This is a genomic window from Halobellus rarus (genome assembly GCF_024494595.1).
Taxonomy (GTDB): Archaea; Halobacteriota; Halobacteria; order Halobacteriales; family Haloferacaceae; genus Haloquadratum; species Haloquadratum rarum.
On the sequence record NZ_JANHDI010000009.1, the window covers coordinates 1 to 18,805 of the forward strand.

The window sequence follows — 18,805 nt, forward strand, 5'->3', positions numbered from 1 at the left end:
TTGGGAGTCGATCGGTTGGAGTGTGTCGGTTGTGTCGTACCATGTCGGTTTCCTCTCCGGCCTACTCGCTCTCTTCGGTCGCTCCTTGAGGCCGGAGGCTCCACCTTGAATTACGCTGAATACGACTGCAGGAACCGCACCGACTGGAACGGAAGCATCCGGACTGGCCGGTCGCGAGCGAACCGAGGCACGACCGCAGGGAGCGGCTCGACAGCGAACGGTGACTAACGGGAGCCGTGAGCGAGCGGAGGGCGAAGTGCGGTGAGCGGGACGAAGCCGTTACGTACATACGGAATGCGCTGTGTCTCAGTATGCCGATGTACTCGACCCGCTAATACGATGATCAGAAAGATTGATTAACTCTTAGTAGACGTACTTCTTGAAAAGATGGGGCTGTCAGAAGCATCGGATTCAATTTCCTACGAAATCCTCCCAACGCCGTACCATGCAACTGATCTGACTAAGTCTATCGTCGCTGTAAATGATTTATGGTTACAGACGTTGGGCTACGACCGCTCCGACGTCATCGGCGAACAGTTTGATGATTTTGTACTCGATGATGGGTCTCGCCTCGAATCAATTGTCGCTGAAGTGCGTGAAGACTGTCGAATCTCCAACATTGAACTGCCGATACAGCACGCGGATGGAGACTGCCTTTTTGCATCGTTTGCCGTACAGATCGGATCGGCAGAGCAACCGCAGCTCCACTGGCAGTTTCACGACACTACTCGTCGAAAAAGTGATGGATTAGGTGCACGCGAGTTCCGAGAAGCGGTTGAGCACGCCGGTCACGCGATTTATATTACCGACCGTGACGGAACGATACGATATGTGAATCCGAGATTCGAAGAACTGACTGGATACTCTTCTGAGGAAGCACTCGGGACGACGCCGAACATTTTGCGTTCGGAGGAATATTGTGACGAGTTTTACCAAGAATTGTGGGATACGATTTTAGCCGGTGAAACGTGGCATTACGAAATGGTAGACCAGACCAAAACTGGAGAGCGGATCGTACTTGATCAAACGATTCGTCCGATTAACACAGCGACGGGTGAGATCGAAGGGTTTGTCGCTGTCAATAGAGACATCACGGAGACAAAAGAGCGTGAGAAGGAATTAGCGTGGACGAACACGGTACTCTCATCGCTATTAGAGTACCTTCCGATGGGCGTACTCGTAGAAGATTCCAACCGTGATATTCTAACGGTTAACGAAGCGTTTTGCGATATTTTCAACATCGATGTCGAACCGTCGGGGCTCGTCGGCTCTGACTGTGTAGACGCGGCAGAAAACGCAAAAGAGATGTTCGCCGAACCCGACCGCTTCACCCAGCGGAATTGTGAATTAATCGATCGCAGAGAAGTCGTCCTTGATGAGGAATTTCAGACGGTTGATGGTCGAACCTTATCTCGCTCGTACGTTCCGTATCCGCTTCCGGACGGGGAGGGGAATATGTGGATTTACTCTGATACTACTAAGAAGAGAGCATATCAAAGACGTATTAAACGGCAGCGTGATGATCTTGAAATGTTGAATCAGGTACTCCGTCACGACATTCGGAACGATTTACAGTTGGTGACGGGGTATCTTGATTTACTAATCGAGAAAGTTGAGACGGATAATGAGTCCCAAGAATATCTGGATAGAATTGTGCGGTCATCATCACATGCAGTTGAATTGACTGAAATGGCACGGAACGTGGCAGAGGTGATGCTTCGTCAAGCGGGCGATGAGAGGCTAATCTCCGTAGCCGATGTGATCTCCGACGAAGTATCAGCCGTTCAATCAGCATATCCTGAGGCAAACATATCATATAAAGAGACACAAACGGAGACCGCTGTGCTCGCTGATGATATGTTAAATTCCGTCTTCAGAAATCTACTGAAAAACGCTGTCGAGCATAACGATAAGGATGTGCCGACGGTTACTGTTTCCGTTCAAAATAGTTCAGAGGATGTATTTGTCCGTGTTTCTGATAACGGACCGGGAATACCTGACGATCGGAAGACCCTGATCTTTGGTAAGGGCGAAAAAGGCTTAGAAAGTCCGGGGACAGGATACGGTCTCTACATCGTACAACGATTGGTTGATTCCTATGGAGGAGATGTGTGGATAGAAGATAACACCCCGTCCGGTTCGGTTTTCGTTGTCGAACTTCCGAAGACGAGCAGTTTGAACAACTTATGTTGATTTCACTGCGTGGATCTATTACCGGATGGAACTGCGAGATAGACTCTCACGAAAAGTATATTCTCTACCCCTTAGGCAATTGACTATGGATCCTGCCACGTATCGAGCCCAGATCTATGATATTTTCACACCTCCCACCGAGGATATCGAGGCTCAAATCGACCGGGCACTTGATCTCGGTGCTGAGTATCTTGATCTCTCGATCGGCTTTCTCACACGAATTACTGCTGGCAGGCAGGAGATTCTCCAGGCAGTTGGGGACCATCCGTTGATCCAATCAGGAGAAAGCTGCCCACTTGATGAGGCCTACTGCCGGCGCACCGTCGAACTCGAGAGTCCACTCGCCATTCAAGACGCAAATATATCATCCGCAATCTCCGAAAGCGCTGTTCAGACGTTCGATCTAGGTTCGTATATTGGGGCGAGGGTCATCGTAGATGGTGAAACCTACGGGACGGCCTGTTTTGCTGATGACGAACCGCGGAGTGAATCCTTTACTGAGGCCGAACAATTCTTCGTCGAACTGGTTGCTAGACTCACCGGTCAGGCGCTCGAACGACAAAACTACGCGCAACGACTCGCCCAGCGTGAGGAACGAGTAAACGAACAGGAAGAGGTCTATCGTGCGGTCATCGATTCGAGCTTTGATTCCGTGTTTCGATTCGATACTGACGGCACGTTTATATATTCCTCAGAGAGCGTACGAGATCTCTTGGGCTACGCACCTGAAGAGCTTGAGGGGAAATCGATTACAACCGCTCATCCCGATGGACAGGTGACCGATTGGGCGTGGGAGAAAATCACCCAAATATTGGACGGCGAGACGGCTGAAGCACGAGATTTCCCGTTAGAAACTAAATCAGGGAACATCGTGTATACCGACATTCGGGGTGCTCCTATCTACGACGGGAGTGTTTCGGACCCAGATCGAACTTCCGAAGATATTGTCGGGATACAGGTAATGGTTCGTGACGCGAGTGACCGCCGCCAACGGGAAGGGCTGATCAGCGTCATCAACCGCGTCCTTCGGCACAACGTCCGAAACGAGATGACTGTTATTAACGGGTATGCGGAGATGATTGCTGATGAACCTGACGTGGACGGAGCTGAACGGGCGAAACTGATCAGTGCTGCTGCGACTCGGTTGCTCACTCTGACGGAATCAGCCCAACAGATAGAAGAGAATCGTGATCTCTCGGGTGAATTAGAGCCATTGGATATCGTTCCACTCGTCGAACGGGTTACATCGGAGTGCGAGATGCGGTATTCGGACGGATCAATAAGCGTTAAGCTGCCGGAGACAGCCATTGCAGAGACGCTTCCACGCGTTGAAACCGCGATATTTGAGCTTATAGACAACGCTGCAAAACATAGCGGCGACCCTACGTCTATTGAGGTTGATGTGAGAGTTACTGATATTCGGGTTGTCGTTCGTGTGAGTGATAACGGACCTGGCCTTCCCGATCCGGAACGGACTGTGCTGGAGACAGGCGAAGAGACACCTCTAATCCACGGGAGAGGGCTCGGACTGTGGTTGAGCTACTGGATCGTTACAACGTTAGATGGTGAGATCGAAGTCTCGGAATTTGAGCAGGGGACCACGATCGAGATTCGGTTGCCGAGACCATCCTGAATAACACTCGGCGTAGCTGTCCGAAAAGTGAGCGATCAGCGGATCAACATTTACTCTGGATACCCAAAGCGTCCACTCACTGGTGACACGATGACACCACAACAGTCTCTTGCGAGCCTGTGCGCTATGCGTCGGGGCGGCCGATTCACCCTCAACAGGGTCCCGCTGGTGGTCGCTCCACTGAAACCGCACGGTCCGTGCCATCCGTATGACGTCGGTTTTCGTTGTCTGTTCGACAGCGTCCGTGACGCGACGGAGCGGCGTCCCTAGCCGCACGGACAGGTCAGCGTCTCGCGATGGCGGCGAACCCGTTCACGCTCGCCACACAAGGGGCACATCTGGGGGGATCCACGCCCCGGCGATATCGACTCAACATATCTGAACGGAGTCACGCTATCGCTTGCTCAAATAAACGGTAGCTACGGCAACGACGTGAGACACGACGGTTCGGTTCCTGTACGTCCTGACGAGTCTACCCTTGCAGATCGTCTGGCGGTATCTGTACTACGAGCTTCGGCAGGGCAGAAGAGTGCACTCAGGGCAACCTAGTTGGTCACTTTGTAGGTACTGATACTAAACATCCCAGTGACGGAATAGATATTGATACCATCTGATGAGTCAAGGGTTCTTTATTCAAGAACGTGAAAATCCGACAGGTCTCAAGTGCGGATTGTCACGGTGTCAACCCCCCCGGCAGACCTCTACTGTTTCTACCTGTCTGGGAGCGTATCCAGCCGCGACAAGTCAGCCCTCACGATGCGTAACGTAGACCGCTTTTTCGTGGGAATAAAAGTCCAATGCCTGGCGCCCTTGTTCCTTGAATGTCTCACTACTCGACTTTTTCCGGCCACCAAAGGGCATCTGCATCCCGACGCCGGTCGACGTTTGGTTCACCTTCACGACACCCGTCTCGATATCTCGGGTGAATCGTTGGGTACGGCTAAGGTCGTTTGTACAGAGCGATGCGGTGAGGCCATAATCAACTCCGTTAGCCACCGAGACCGCTTCGTCAAACCCAGAAACCGACAGCACAGCGAGAACTGGCCCGAAGATTTCCTCTTGTGCGATTCGCATATCCGGTTCGACATCTGTAAACACTGTCGGCTCAACAAAGAACCCGTTCTCATATTCCCCGTCAGTGAGTTGATCCCCTCCAACAGCCAGATTAGCGCCCTCGTTCTCACCAATCTCGATATATTCGATGTCACTGTCGAGTTCCGATTGACTCACTTTCGGTCCTAGATCGGCCTCTGACTTCGTAGGATCGGCAACAGTGAGGTTCTCTACACTCTCGAGCAGCTGTTCCAGATACTCTTCGTAGATCTCATCGAACACGATAGCGCGGCTCGTCGCCGTACACGCCTGCCCTGCAATTCCATTGAAGGCGCCATCAATAGTGAGCTGTACGGCGTGGTCGATGTCCGCCGTTTCGTCGACGATGATGGGGTTTTTGCCACCCATCTCCGTCTGGATACGCTTTCCATCGGAGGTCGCAGATTGGTAGACGTGCTCTCCGACTTCGGAGCTACCAGTGAAGGAAACAACATCCACCGAATCCGAGGTGACGATTTCGTCACCAACCTCACTGCCACTTCCCGGAACGAAATTGAGAACGCCCGCTGGAAGGTCAGCTTGGTCGAACGCCCGAACGAGCGCGGCCCCAGTACCAGGAGTCAGAGAGGCAGGCTTGAAGACGACAGTATTTCCAGCAACCAGAGCAGGAGCGATTTTCCACGTCGGGATTGCAATCGGGAAGTTCCACGGAGTAATTACCGCTGCCGTCCCCCAGGGCTCCCGCTTTGTGTACGTAAGCGTTTGCTCACTCGCGCTGGGAGGTGCAATGCCACCTTTGTCCCGAGCCACCTCGGCGTAATAATTTAACAGATCAACAGTCCGCTGTACCTCTCCACGAGCGGACCCTTCTGTTTTACCGAGTTCGCGGACCACGAGATCCGTGATCTCGTCAAACCGGTCCTCGACCACTTCGGCTGCGTCCCGAAGGTAGGAACCACGTTCTGGCTGTGTCAGACTTTCCCACTCGTCTTGTGCCTCGACGCTAGCGTCGATCGCCTGCTGAGCAGTTTCCCGGTTCGCTTTGGAGACCCGAGCAACAACTTCCTGGGTATTCGCAGGATTCTGGCTGGCGATTTCGTCACTCGTCTCGATCCACTCACCGTTGATGTATATGTTCTCAGTTAACATTTTACCAGCCGCTGTATTCGGATGCTATAACGGATCCCTAATACAATTTTCGAAAGTTGTTTTACTGGTCTTCTGAGGAAGTCAAATTCCTCGTAACCACGGTTCAACGTTTTTGATTCGCGTAGTTGTAGAATGTCTCGACTTTATTAGGTGGAAATAACGGTTACTGGGATCTCCGCTTCCAAAACGACGGACTGAGTAACACTTCCCAGTATGGCTTTTTGTGTCGGACTGCGCTTTTTCCCCGATATAACGATCTCGTCAAAATCACCCTCCTTAGCTAGTAACACGATTCCTTCAGCGGGTGGAGAACTTACGCCTTGGGTGTTCACGTCAATGCCAGCATCTTCTAGCACCCGTTTCGCTGCTCTGACTGCTTCTGACCGATCTGGCTGCTGCATGTGTGCAGAGACATCCTTCTCAGACCCGGTTAAAGCGTGAACGAGAGTCACGCTGATTTCCTCTGCAGAACTGGGAAGTCGAGTGACGTACTCGGCTTGCTTTTCAGCCCGTTCGTTCTCCCCTCCAACGGGAACCAAGATTCGATATGCCATCACACACCCGTTCTATTTGCCATTATATAAACTACCGGGGGAAACCCCCCATTTGTAGACTCAGTACCTCACAAAGCAGGGTAGTTGAGACATCTGATTGCTGAGGATGTGCACTCCAACCAAGAAGCGGACATCGAAATCCACGAAGAAAAGCTGCGTAACGTCCTCGTCGATCGGCCTGACGAGAAAGTTCCTCTCTCCTTTGCTAACAACGCTCAAAGGTGATGCTGGGGATACATACGAAGACCCCCTATCGGCGCTACGGCCGACGGGCTCTCGCACCGAAGCCGGTGGCGACGTTATTGCGCCTTCAAGTATGGCCGATGGAATGGTCGGGGCTATCCGAGCGCGCTTAGACCACGCTGGATTCGGGGACGTCCCGATTCTGAGCTACGTGGTGAAGTACGAGAGCTCTTTCTCGGCCCCTTTCGAGACGCCGTCGGGGGCACCCCGGCCTTTGGGGACCGCCGACACTACCAGATGGATCCCGGAAATCGTCGCGTGCCCATCCGAGAGGTTGATCAAAACGTGAACCGCCTCGGAGTCAAGTGATTCGAGAATCTTCGATTCTCGTCATCACGGAAATCGAAGGTTTCCGTACGACCCCGAGGCACTCGCCGTGCTTATCTGTAAAACAGGGCGCCGATTTCCTCACCGCCAAGCCGGCTCTCCCATACCTCGACATCGTGCGGGACGTCCGGGAGTACTCGTCTTCGCCCGTCGTCGCTTACACGTTGGCGGAGAGGACGCTGTACTCCAAGCCGCCGCTGGGAAGGCTGGCTCGAATTAGAAGCCGCGGCAATGGAGTCACTTCTTCTATCGAACGCGCCGGCGCGGACGGCATTGTGACACTACGTTGCCGAGCAGGTCGCCGAGCCACTGGACTTCCACCCGCGTCACAAGCTTTTCGCGGCCGATGACCAAGCTGTTTGGACAGTTGGAGCCATTCGCAGAACACAATACACTCATAGGAGGTTCGTCATACGTTCCGTCATGGAATCACCAACTGCTCACCACATTGGGATAGCTGTCGAAGACTTAGAGACAATGGTTACGTTCTACAGAGAGACACTCGACTTCGAGGTGACTCAGGAGTTCACTCTCACCGGTGAAGCGTTTTCGAAGGGTCTCGGCGTCGAAGACACCAAAGGCGAGTTCGCCCGCCTCTCAATGGGGGGCGTCCTCCTCGAACTGGTCGAATACACGCCCGCACACGAGCCGACACCGGTGAGCGGTGTCGCTGACCCTGGGTCAGTTCACATTGCCGTCTCATATGATGATGTGAGTGCGTTTTACGAAGGGCTCAGTAACGTCGATACCGTCAGTGAACCCGTCACGACTCCTAGCGGCACTACAATCGTGTTTCTTCGTGACCCAGAAAATAACCTCGTCGAGATCGTATCCAATTAGAGAATTTTCCGCGTACGCACTTTCTAGATCGGCTAGCATCGGAACGGTTCTTGACTGAAGAGACCGCCTCGCTACCCCCACTCCTATTGGGAATCATATAGAATGATATTTAAGGTAGTTCTAGATATTCCATCTCATGGTACAGGCAGACATCCTGTCACAGATAATACTGTATGGAGTCCTCACGGGTGGGGTCTACGCGCTCGTCGCGATGGGGCTCTCACTGATATTCGGCGTGATGGACGTAGTGAACTTCGCTCATGGGGCGTACCTCATGCTTGCAATGTACAGTTCGTACTTCGCCTGGCAGATACTTGGGCTAGACCCGTTCTTGTCCATTCTGTTGGTCGCACCAGCGTTCTTCGTCTTCGGCGTGATCAGTGAGCGGCTCATCATTCACCCGATCATTGACGAACCTGACTTCGCACAGATTTTCGCGACGGTCGGGCTCATTTGGGTGTTCGAGAACTTCGCCCACTACTTCATCGGTACCGATCCCAAAGGCATCGAAGCAGGCTATGGCGGTATGTCGCTGCTAGGCGTTCCCGTCCAGGAGGTGCGCGTCTATGGGTTCGTCATCGCGCTGCTGACTGCGCTTGGAATGTACCTGTTATTGGAAAAGACAAAAATTGGCCTCGCCATTCGGGCGACGGCACAGGATAAGGAGGCTGCGGAGCTCATGGGTATGAGCAGTGAGGTCGTCTATATGGTGACCTTCGGACTCGGGATCGCGTTGGTCGGTGTCGCTGGCCCGGTTATGGCATCGATCTACTCGACCACGCCGACGGTCGGGGCTAATTACGTATTGATCGCGTTCGTTGTCGTCGTTCTCGGCGGGTTAGGCGACGTCTTCGGTGTCCTCTGGGCCGGTATGCTCATTGGGATTGTCGACGCTGCCGTGGCCTTCTTTTACGAGCCGACATTGAGTGCGCCGGTTTACTACACGATATTCATCGCCGTCCTCGTGCTTCGCGCTACCGGTCACCTTGGCGGCTCTGATGAAGGCCTCCTGAGCCGGATCGCTAATATCGCGTCCTCAAACGAAAGCTCCTGAGATGAGTCAAAAACAACAAACATCGACAGATAGCATCGCCGGGAAGATCACCAAGGCCGTAGGGAAACCCTCCGGGTACCTTTCCCTACTTGTGTTCTTAGTCGCGCTTGCACTCCCATTGTTCGCAACGAACTATATCCTCCACATCCTAATCCTGGTGTTTATCACCGGGATCGGTGCAATTGCCTGGAACATCATCGGAGGATACGGCGGCCAGTTCGCACTGGGGAACGCGGTATTCTACGGATTCGGTGCCTACTCTGTGGCACTGCTGGTTAATAACTATGGACAGAGCTTCTTCGTCGCACTCGCCGTGGGAATCATCCTTTCAGTGCTCTTAGCAGTTCTGGTGGGGTATCCAACTTTCACCCTGTCGGGCCACTATTTCGCGCTGGCAACCATTGCAGTCGTCGAAGGAATGCTATATCTAGTCTTATTCTTCGGCGACTTCACCGGTGGTGCGATCGGGCAGTCCGTCACCCCTGCCAGCTGGCTCGCGGATCTCGTCGGGAACCGAGTGATCGCCTTCTACATTTTCTTCGCCATCTTCGGCCTCTGCATATTGATCTCCACGTGGGTCCGATACTCGAAGCTGGGGTACTACCTCCTCGCAATTCGAGAGGACCAGGATGCGGCGGCGGCACTCGGAGTTAACACGACGCGTTACAAGATCTACGGGTTCGCTCTTAGTGCAGCTATGACAGCACTCGCCGGAGGGATGTACGCTGTCTACGGAACGTACGTGTCTCCGTCGGGTGCCTTCTCACTCGACCTTTCGATTCAGTACGCCCTGATCACACTAATCGGTGGAATGGGGACCATCATCGGTCCGATAGTCGGTACGCTGTTTATGGTACCCATTCAGCAATACGTAACGACGGTTCTCGGCGGAAATCTCGGTTCGCTCGCGTACATCGGCTACGGCGTGATATTGATCGTCGTCATTATCTACGCGCCAGAGGGTCTCGTGACTCGGCTCTCGTTCGTTCGCGAATGGATTGACAATACTCTCCCGGAGGTGAAGTAAGATGCTGAAGACTGAAAATCTCACAAAGCGGTTCGGAAGTGTCGTGGCAGTGGACGATGTCTCGATCGAGATCCCAGAAGGTGAAATCACCGGATTGATTGGTCCGAACGGAGCGGGCAAGACGACCCTGTTCAACCTAATCACTGGCTTCTACACGCCAAGCAATGGGACGGTTACCTACAAAGGCGAAGATATCACCAACCTCGCGCCCCACGAGATCTCGAAGAAGGGTGTATCCAGGACCTTCCAGGTTCCAAAACCCCTGAATCAGCTCTCTGTGACGGAGAACGTAGTTGTCGGGGCACTCGGCGAAGGTAAAGGTCGGCAGGCCGCTATGGAAAAGGCCAACGACACTCTCGACAGAGTGAACTTTCAGGGCGACTACTCGATGACCGCCAACAGCCTCAACGTCGGCCAACTGAAACGGCTCGAGATCGCGAAAGCTGTTGCCACAGATCCCGACCTTCTTATGCTCGACGAGGCCGTTGCCGGTCTCAACCCAGACGAACGGGGTAAGTTGGTCAACGTCATTGAAAAGCTCAATGACCAGGGCATCACCATCCTGATGGTCGAACACGTGATGGAGGTTGTGATGGGTCTCTCGAACAGAGTAATCGTCTTGGACGAAGGAAAAGTACTCACTGAAGGGACACCGAAGGAAGTGCAGAACGACGATGAGGTTATCGAAGTCTATCTAGGAACGTGAAAACATGAGTAATAAAGAAACGCTACTATCGGTCGACGACATCGAAGTGTTCTATGGCGAGACGCAGGCCCTCTTCGGGGTATCCCTCGAGGTATACGAGGGTGAACTCGTCACGATGATTGGCGGAAACGGTGCAGGGAAAACGACGACGCTGAGAACGATCTCGGGACTCCTCTCACCAAGGGTCGGATCGATCACGTTCAAAGGGGACGAAATCGCAGGCAAGGGGCCCGACGAAATCGTTAAATTGGGGATATCGCAGGCCCCAGAAGGTCGTATGCTCTTCTCTGGGCTAACTGTCGAGGAGAATCTCTACGCTGGCGCGTACCACCGGAGTGACGACGCAGCTGTCGAGGAGGACCTCGAGATGGTGTACGATTACTTCCCACAGCTACCGGATCTCTTGGAGCATAACGCTGAGGACCTCTCTGGAGGCCAACAGCAGATGCTGACCATCGGACGTGCGCTAATGTCTGATCCCGATCTTCTCCTTATGGACGAGCCATCGCTTGGGTTAGCACCCCAGCTTGTCCAGACGATTGGTGGTATCGTAGAGGATCTCCGGGACGATGGTCAAACGATCCTGCTCGTAGAACAGAATGCCGAGTTAGCACTTGACATCTCTGACCGCGGCTACGTGGTGCAGACGGGAGAAGTAGTTGCCTCGGGCCCGACCGAGGAACTGCGTGATACGGACGCGGTTCGGTCCGCGTACTTCGGTCAGTAACTCTCTCAGCTAACGAGCAGGTTTTCTCGTTCGTCGAAATCGTTTCCACCCAGATTCCTTCCGGAAGCACAATATCTTTTAGTGGCGTTTGTGTGTCTCCCTCTATGTCGGATATTACCTATCTCGACGGGATGGACGTCGCCGATCTCGCAGAGCCCGCAGAATACGTCGATGCAGTTCGTGAAGCCTACGCAGAGCGTGGGGCAGGGGCCGATGCCCGACCGCGCACAAAACTGACTCGCGACGACACTCCCGGTATGATGACGGGATATCTGGCAATTCTGCCCGAGAAGGGGTATATGGGTGGATATATGTACGCGGCTGGCTTCGGTGCGAGCGATGCGTGGTTCGTGACGCCGCTGTTCGATGCCGATGAGGGTGAACTGCAGGCAATCGTCGACGGCGCGAGTATGAACCCGTTCAAAACGGGGGCAACCGGAGCTGTCGCAGTTGATGAACTCGCCAGGAACGACGCGAGAGAATTGGCCATCATCGGGACTGGATCGCAAGCCCGAGGCCAACTCATTACGACGGCAACCGTGCGTGATCTCGAAACTGTCCGCGTTTTTTCACCGACGCGAGAGAACAGGGAGTCGTTTGCAGCCGATTTCGACGAGGAACTTGATGCCACCGTCGAGGCTGTTCCAGATAGCACCACTGCTGTCGGAGATGCTGACATCATCATCACGGCGACAACCGCCTCTGAACCGGTCATCGCCAACGAGGACATCGAGGACGGCACCCATATCACGGCGATGGGACAGTACGATCCAGAAAAGCGCGAATTAGATGCTGATACGATTTCCCGGGCGACGTACGTCCCAGACCTACGTGAACGGATACAGCAGGATGCGGGATCCTTTATTCAGGCACGTCAGGAAGGGGCCATCGACGACGATCACGTCCACGGTGAACTTGGCGAGGTCGTCGTCGGTGACGTCCCGGGCCGAACGTCTGCAGATGAGGTGACTGTCTTCGACAGCGGTGGCACCGGCATCGAGACGATCGGCGCTGCGAGTATGCTCTACGAGAAAGCACTCGCGGAGGGACTCGGAACTACCCTGCGGTCCTACCCGGCCAGCGAAGCGATGATCGGAAACTAACACCGCCCGGCGGCTACCATCTAAATTTATAACGGTGGTGGCTGAGGTCTAATTATGAGTGACCGCACGATACTCATTACCGGAGGTACTGGGTTTATCGGTGCATATACTGCTGCAGAGGCCGTCTCGAACGGTGATTCGGTCGTTGCATTCGATATTAACGCCGATAGCCGAATTCTGGAGAAACTCGGTATTGCGGACCAAGTAGAGGTTATTGAGGGTGACATTACCGAGACGACGAGTGTCTTCGAGGCTGTTACGGAAACGGGTGCTACCCACATCATCCACTTGGCAGCGTTCCTGACGAACCTCTCGAATCAGTACCCCCGGAAATCAATCGACATTAACATCAAGGGGACGAACACGGTTTTCGAGGCCGCACGCGTCTTCGATGATCAAATTGAACGAGTTGTATGGGCCTCGAGCTCTGCTGTGTACGCGCCGCAGCACAAGTACGATGATCCAGATGTCGATGAGGACGACTTGGTTTATCCCGCGACACTGTACGGAGCCGCGAAGGAGTATAACGAACACCAAGCCGATCTTTATCGAGAAAATTATGATCTCTCACTAATCGGACTGCGGCCGACGCTCGTTTACGGGCCGTACCGGGAATCGGGTAGTGCCTCGGCATATGCGCAGGTCATTGAGGGGCCAGCACGTGAACACGCCGTGACGGTGGGACCGAGCGACTTCGTTTTCGATTGGCAATATGCTACCGATGCGGGGGCTGCCTTCTATGGGGCGACGTTAGCCCCCGAATCTGAGCTATCTTATAGCGTGTACAACGTCTGTGGTGAGCGGGCGACTCTCACCGAAGTTGCGGACATCGTCCGTGAGTATCTGCCAGACGCGGACATTACGCTCACAGACGAGGGGACCGCAGTATGGAACCACCACATGGAGATGAATGCAGCAAAGGAAGAAATCGGATATGACCCAGAGTATGATCTCGAACGCGGCGTGAAATCCTACATCGACGTAGTCAGAGAGAATGCGGGGCTTGACCCGGTGTAACGTCGATGGAGACAATCATCTTCGCCGACGACGGAGAACGGTCACTCGAACGTAGCACGGCCCCAATACCAGACCCTGGACCTCGAGAGGTCCAGCTGGAAATCAAGGCTACGGGTATCTGTGGTAGCGATGTCGGCGCTTGGCACCGTAAGTCGGCATACGACTTCGTCGAAACCCCTCGCGTGCCGGGCCACGAGTACGTCGGCGTCATCAGTGATCTCGGTGAAGACATCGAATACTTTGACGTGGGTGACAGAGTCGTTGAGCGGCCACTCCGCTCGTGTGGAGTCTGCAACGCGTGCCGAAATGGCGCTTCTCACGTATGCGAGAACCTCGAGATTACCGGCTTCCATTTTGATGGTGGGTTCGCACCCTACAGTGTCGTCTCAGTTCATTCACTCCACCGCGTCCCCGACAGCCTTACTCATCGGCAAGCAGCTATGGCTGAACCGATGGCAGTTGCTGCGCGTGCAACGTTACATCGAACTAATCTAACGACTGGTGACGACGTACTGGTACTGGGCGCAGGTCCGATGGGTGCATTTAGTGCCCTAATCGGGGACACTCTGGCTGCGAACGTCACCGTTGGTGGACTGTCGAGGGACAAACCTCGGTTTGCGGTGCTAGAAGATCTCGGGATCAGGACCGTTAACCTCGAGACTACGTCGACATCCGAGTGTGCAAATGAATATGCGGATGGTGGCTTCGATGTTGTTGTAGATGCGACCGGGTCCACGAGTGCATTGACGGACGGAATTGCTGCCGCACGTCCGAATGGCGAGGCAGTGGTTATCGGGATCCCCTCGGGAAGTCTCGATATACCAACCCCCGACTTCGTGCGTCAGGAACAGCGTGTGAGTGGATCCTATGGTGCAACACCCGCTGACTTCGAACGCGCCTTAGAAATTATGGAGGGCGTTCCCGACGAACTCGATGCTATGTCGCAGTCTTACGAACCGGACGATGTCGAGAGGGCCTTCCGATCATTCGCGGATGGAGAGGTCATTAAACCGATTCTCGAGACTTCGCTCCTCGATTACTAGTTTCGTTCGACTCCGTGGAAACCCTTCAAAAAGGGAAATAGAAAGAGCCATCGTCTCGACTGTTTTTCGTGGGTCCAGCCGATAACTGGCCTCGAAGAAAATCGTAACCTCGAATCTCCTTGACCAGTATGTTCGTCTCCCTTCGGTATTTGATAACAACATTTATGTAGGTACTCTAATGAAGTGATATTGAACAACATGGTAGATAGCAACCAATCAGGTAGTCCGGAGACCAATCGCCGTCGATTCCTCAAAGGAGCTACGGCTTCCGGCCTCGCCTTGACGACGGGGCTCGCAGGCTGCAGTAGTGGTGGCAACAACGGCAGCAGTGGGGATAGCAACGGCGACGGTAGTGGCGGACAGACGACCAATCAGGCCAACGGAGACACAAACAGCGGCGGTGATCCGATTAAGGTTGGAGCACTCTTCCCGCTCAGCGGCAACCTCGCACAGTTAGGAGAAGAGAGTCTCCGTGGCGTGGAAATCGCTGTTGAAGAGCGGAATTCGAATGGTGGTGTGCAGGGTCGAGAGATAGACCTCGTCTCGAAAGACGCTCCGGACGCCGACTCCGGTGTGAGCACCATTGAGAACCTCGCGACCGTCGAGGATGTGCCGGTCGTCGTCGGCTCGTACTCGAGCACGATCTCGCGGGCGGCCAGCCAGCGAGCAGCAGGTTACGATCTCCCATACTGGGAGCTTGGAGCCGTCGCGGACGTTATTACCGAGGAGAACCCGGGCAACGTCTTCAGGACGAACCCGCAGGCTTCTTTCTTCGGGACGTCCGGCGTCCAAACCGCGAGGGACGTCGTCGCCCCCGCCCTGGACAAAGACCCCAGTGAACTCAACGTCGCCGTGATGTACGAAAGCGGCGCCTACGGTAACTCAGTCGGCGGGACAGTCAAAGAACTCTCCGAACAGGAGGGGATGAACGTCGTCGAAGACATTGAATACGACGCGTCGACCGGCGACCTCTCCTCGACGATTCAGACCCTCAAGAGTGCGGACGTTGACCTCCTCAACCACACTGGGTACTCCTCTGATATCTACCTCCTGTGGAATCAGAGTAAGTCACTCGGGAACTACATCCCGGCAGCCATCGGCAACGGTGGAGGTTACTCACTACAGGCGTTCGTCGAGAACATCGGAACGACGGCCGCTATGGGGGTCTTGAACCAGGACTTCACGCAGTACAACACGAATCCTGAATACGCGCCTGGGATCGCAGAGTTCGTTGCGAAGTACCGTGAGAAATACGACGAGCCCCCACTGTCGGGACACTCGCTGGGTAACTACTTCGGGATGAACGTCCTGTTGGACACGCTGGAGAATCTGGACGACCCGTCCGGCTTCTCACTCAGTGCGATGCAAGATGCTGCACTCGGGATTGAACGAGAAATCGGTACGAGTGCGACGTCTTGGGGTGTGAAATTCGACAGCGAAAACTTCCAGAACACCCGAACAAAGGTGACCGGCCATCAGTGGCAGGAAGACACGTACACGGACGACATCTGGCACCCAGACCGGGATGACGGTACGGCTGACCTGTACACGCTCTATCCCGAGGAGGGACGGCTCTCGTTCGCGGACGTCAAGAACATCCCGCGACCGGATTACACGCAGGAATCGTAAATATCGGGTTGCGCTGACCTCTCTTCGGCCGCTATGTTCTCGTAGTATTTTGGCGGTAGCTGATCTCTCTCCTTGATTTTAGCACTCTTAGATTCATTTACTGAGTCCATAGGTTCCTATGCATCACCCCGATGGAACTCCTGGCTGCGTGAGTAGTTTCTTCATCGCCTTAGCCGGTCTCGGGGAGCCAAAGTCGCAGTGATTCGGTTGGATTAGTATCACAGCAGACCTACGGCAACGAGAACCAAAAAGGGGAAAAGTCAAGTCGCGGTGATGCAACTTACCTGATTGTATGCCACAGAAATCGCGTGCGCTCGTAATGGAAGAGCCTGGCGAATTGGAAGTCAAAAACCTCGAAGTGCCAGAGACTGGCGCCAAAGATATTCTCGTCAAGGTAGAACTCAGCGGAATCTGCGGCTCAGACGTCCATATGTACGATGGGGGGATGGATCTTGATTTCCCCGTACTCCCGGGGCATGAATTTTCCGGCGTCATCGAGGACTTAGGAGACGACGTGGACACGGACGCGAAGGGGGAGCCCGTCTCCGAAGGTGACAAAGTGACGGTTGTCCCGGGTATCGTTTGTGGTGAGTGTTGGTACTGCAACAACGTACCGACCCGCCCCACCACGTGTAAGAACCGCGATGTCTATGGGTTCTTGGGTACTGACTACCGGCAGGGCGTCCACGGTGGCTTCAGTGAGTATATGATCGCCGACGGCCGTTCCAGCTTTTACAAACTCCCGGACGAGATGGATATCGAACTCGGGGCGCTCGCCGAACCACTCTCAGTCGCGACGCGAGCATTCGAACGGGCCTACAGCCCTGGAATCCCAGACGCGCGTGAGGGGATCGGTATCGGGAAGTCTATCGCTGTCCAAGGTGCCGGCCCAGTAGGCCTCCTCGCGATGAGCGCCGCCGAAGCCGCCGGCGCTGGTCAGATCATCGCGGTTGACGCCATCGAAGAACGACTTTCGTTAGCGCAAGAGTTCGGTGCGACCCACACGGTGGACCTGACCCAGTATGATGGCGATGACGATCTCATACAGGCAGTAAAAGAACTCACGCCAGGAAACGTCGGACCTGATGCAGCTATCGAGGCCGCAGGCATTCCTGTTGCGTTCAGCCAGGGGATTGAACTTCCCCGCGATGGGGGCACTCTCGTGGAAGTGGGTCACTACGCGTACAGCGGTGAAGCCGAAGTCAATCCGACCCGGGTGGTCCAGAAGGACATCGATATCAGAGGCAGCCTCGCGTATCCCCCGAACCAGTTCGAAACGTCGCTGTCGCTGCTTGACCAGCTCAAAGACGATGTCCCCTTCGACACGCTGTTTAACCACAAGGCCGGATTCGATGATGCCGAGTCGGCCTACGAGGCTCAAAAGAGCGGCGAAGCCTACCGCGCCACGATTCATCCGTTCGGCGTATGAGAAAGCACCTCCTCGCCCCTGGAGCCTACGTGCAAGGTGACGGCGTTATCGCCACAGAGGAATCGTTCAGGACGCTACAGGGGACGACTGCGTTCGTCCTCGGAGGCGAGACGGCTCTCTCGACGACGGAATCAGATCTCCAAGTCGGACTCGAATCGGCAGGACTGGACGTCGCCGCTATCGAACCGGGAGTGGATAGCTGTACATTCGACCGGATCAATTCTCTGGTTGATGAAGCAGCGGCCGCAGCAGCGGATACAATCGTCGGTGTTGGTGGCGGAGTTGCGCTCGACACGAGTAAGGCGGTTGCCGACGCCCTTGATGCAGAGCTAGTCACTGTGCCAACGATCGCGAGTACCGACGCACCCTGCAGCTCGGTTTCGGTCGTCTACGACGACGACGGTAACTTCGACGACTACGTTCACAGAGACCGTGATCCAGACCTCGTGTTAGTCGACACGGGCGTAATTGTCCAAGCACCGACGCGGTTCCTTCGATACGGTATGGGGGATGCCTTCGCCACCCGCTTCGAGGCCGAAGCAGTCGCACGATCGAGTGAAGTGACGCACACTGGAGCCCACGCAACCGGTGCTGCACTGACTCTCGCTCGTTCGACATTTGACAACCTCCGGTCCTATGGGGAGTCCGCAATCGCTGCGAACCAGCGGGACGCTGTAACTCCCGCGTTCGAACACATCGTGGAGACAAACACGTTGCTCTCTGGTCTTGGTTTCGAGTCCGGGGGACTCGCTGCTGCCCACGCGTTCGGGAAAGGCTTCTCGAAGACAGATGCCGACGCCCCACACGGGCTCTTGATCGCGTTCAGCACCATCGCCCAACTAGTGCTCGAAGACCGTGAGCCAGACATTCTCGACTCAGCACTGGATGTCTATCACACATTAGGCTTGGACCGGCGTCTCACTGATTTCGGAATCGACGATGCGGCTGTCGAGATAGTTGCCAAGAACGCTTGTAGTGAGGATACGACGATGGGCAACGAGCCGATGAACGTCACCCCTGGACGAGCGGCTGCGGCTCTTCGAACAGCTGACGAGCTCATCGCTCGGTACTGACCCCC

General features: G+C 54.7%; 16 protein-coding genes and 1 pseudogene. 15 read left to right on the plus strand and 2 right to left on the minus strand.

The genetic code is table 11. The features are described from left to right. The first annotated feature begins 387 nt into the window (after positions 1–387). Together NO876_RS11050 and NO876_RS11055 are read left to right on the plus strand one after the other, a co-directional pair. Positions 388–2,193: a PAS domain-containing protein gene (locus tag NO876_RS11050; protein WP_256421740.1), complete on the plus strand. Its 1,806-nt coding sequence runs from the start codon at positions 388–390 to the stop codon at positions 2,191–2,193. 85 nt (positions 2,194–2,278) lie between these two features. Beyond that, entirely contained in the window at positions 2,279–3,826 is a 1,548-nt protein-coding gene (locus NO876_RS11055) for a sensor histidine kinase (protein ID WP_256421741.1), read from the plus strand. 744 nt (positions 3,827–4,570) lie between these two features. Here the strand turns inward: NO876_RS11055 and NO876_RS11065 are convergent. Together NO876_RS11065 and NO876_RS11070 are read right to left on the minus strand one after the other, a co-directional pair. Beyond that, entirely contained in the window at positions 4,571–6,028 is a 1,458-nt protein-coding gene (locus NO876_RS11065) for an aldehyde dehydrogenase family protein (protein ID WP_256421742.1), read from the minus strand. A gap of 146 nt (positions 6,029–6,174) precedes the next feature. Next, positions 6,175–6,582 (minus strand): universal stress protein, encoded by a 408-nt coding sequence (locus NO876_RS11070; RefSeq protein ID WP_256421743.1) that lies wholly within the window; start codon positions 6,580–6,582, stop codon positions 6,175–6,177. 328 nt (positions 6,583–6,910) lie between these two features. On the opposite strand from NO876_RS11070, the pseudogene NO876_RS18120 reads away from it, so the two are divergent. The 13 genes and pseudogenes from NO876_RS18120 (at position 6,911) to NO876_RS11130 (ending at position 18,800) form a co-directional block, all read left to right on the plus strand. Continuing rightward, positions 6,911–7,134 (plus strand): annotated as a pseudogene (locus NO876_RS18120) (hypothetical protein). Continuing rightward, a complete protein-coding gene (locus NO876_RS18125; RefSeq protein ID WP_390277915.1) occupies positions 7,131–7,502 on the plus strand; it encodes a hypothetical protein in 372 nt (123 codons plus the stop codon). Before NO876_RS18120 ends, NO876_RS18125 begins: the two are co-directional and overlap by 4 nt. Positions 7,503–7,575: 73 nt before the next feature. Beyond that, the gene (locus NO876_RS11080; protein WP_256421744.1) at positions 7,576–7,992 is read left to right on the plus strand and encodes a VOC family protein; all 417 of its coding nucleotides are present in this window, start codon (positions 7,576–7,578) and stop codon (positions 7,990–7,992) included. Between the two features lie 136 nt (positions 7,993–8,128). Next, positions 8,129–9,046 carry a branched-chain amino acid ABC transporter permease gene (locus tag NO876_RS11085; protein ID WP_256421745.1) on the plus strand — a complete coding sequence of 306 codons (918 nt, stop codon included), beginning with the start codon at positions 8,129–8,131 and terminating at the stop codon, positions 9,044–9,046. A 1-nt stretch (position 9,047) separates the two neighbouring features. Further along, positions 9,048–10,073 (plus strand): branched-chain amino acid ABC transporter permease, encoded by a 1,026-nt coding sequence (locus tag NO876_RS11090; RefSeq protein WP_256421746.1) that lies wholly within the window; start codon positions 9,048–9,050, stop codon positions 10,071–10,073. Position 10,074: 1 nt separating this feature from the next. Further along, positions 10,075–10,779 carry an ABC transporter ATP-binding protein gene (locus NO876_RS11095; RefSeq protein WP_256421747.1) on the plus strand — a complete coding sequence of 235 codons (705 nt, stop codon included), beginning with the start codon at positions 10,075–10,077 and terminating at the stop codon, positions 10,777–10,779. 4 nt (positions 10,780–10,783) lie between these two features. Further along, positions 10,784–11,506: an ABC transporter ATP-binding protein gene (locus NO876_RS11100; protein ID WP_256421748.1), complete on the plus strand. Its 723-nt coding sequence runs from the start codon at positions 10,784–10,786 to the stop codon at positions 11,504–11,506. A 104-nt stretch (positions 11,507–11,610) separates the two neighbouring features. Continuing rightward, positions 11,611–12,609 carry an ornithine cyclodeaminase family protein gene (locus NO876_RS11105; RefSeq protein ID WP_256421749.1) on the plus strand — a complete coding sequence of 333 codons (999 nt, stop codon included), beginning with the start codon at positions 11,611–11,613 and terminating at the stop codon, positions 12,607–12,609. A 54-nt stretch (positions 12,610–12,663) separates the two neighbouring features. Then, positions 12,664–13,626: an NAD-dependent epimerase/dehydratase family protein gene (locus tag NO876_RS11110; protein ID WP_256421750.1), complete on the plus strand. Its 963-nt coding sequence runs from the start codon at positions 12,664–12,666 to the stop codon at positions 13,624–13,626. Between the two features lie 5 nt (positions 13,627–13,631). Continuing rightward, positions 13,632–14,669: a zinc-dependent alcohol dehydrogenase gene (locus NO876_RS11115; protein WP_256421751.1), complete on the plus strand. Its 1,038-nt coding sequence runs from the start codon at positions 13,632–13,634 to the stop codon at positions 14,667–14,669. A gap of 183 nt (positions 14,670–14,852) precedes the next feature. Continuing rightward, positions 14,853–16,298: an ABC transporter substrate-binding protein gene (locus NO876_RS11120; RefSeq protein ID WP_256421752.1), complete on the plus strand. Its 1,446-nt coding sequence runs from the start codon at positions 14,853–14,855 to the stop codon at positions 16,296–16,298. A 292-nt stretch (positions 16,299–16,590) separates the two neighbouring features. Then, positions 16,591–17,727 (plus strand): zinc-dependent alcohol dehydrogenase, encoded by a 1,137-nt coding sequence (locus NO876_RS11125; protein WP_256421753.1) that lies wholly within the window; start codon positions 16,591–16,593, stop codon positions 17,725–17,727. After that, positions 17,724–18,800 (plus strand): glycerol dehydrogenase, encoded by a 1,077-nt coding sequence (locus tag NO876_RS11130; RefSeq protein WP_256421754.1) that lies wholly within the window; start codon positions 17,724–17,726, stop codon positions 18,798–18,800. Before NO876_RS11125 ends, NO876_RS11130 begins: the two co-directional genes overlap by 4 nt. Positions 18,801–18,805: the final 5 nt, after the last annotated feature.